The 256-nt window shown below is 77.0% G+C and carries 1 pseudogene; it reads right to left on the reverse strand.

The window, feature by feature from the left end:
- Nucleotides 1-256 (reverse strand): annotated as a pseudogene (locus C1X29_RS28935) (gamma-glutamyl-phosphate reductase); the annotation flags it as partial.

Below are 256 nucleotides of genomic sequence, written 5' to 3' on the forward strand. Positions count from 1 at the left end.
CCTGGCGCATCCGCAGGCCGTTGGGCAGGGTGGAGCCGCGGACGAACGCGCCCACGGGGTCCGGCAGGGCGGCCAGCTCGCGCAGGCTCTCGGCCAGGCCCGTGATCCGCCGGGCGTCGAGCTCGAGCCGGTCCAGCAGCGCCTCCGAGGTCCCGTCGACGCGGCCCCGCTCCAGGTCCGCCGCGTTCGCGGCGAGCACCACGTCGCGCTTGCGCTCGATCCGGTCGGCGATGGCCAGCAGGGCCCGGTCCTTCCA

Source organism: Pseudomonas sp. GW456-12-10-14-LB2, from assembly GCF_002884345.1.
In the GTDB taxonomy this organism is placed as follows: domain Bacteria; phylum Pseudomonadota; class Gammaproteobacteria; order Pseudomonadales; family Pseudomonadaceae; genus Aquipseudomonas; species Aquipseudomonas paraglycinae.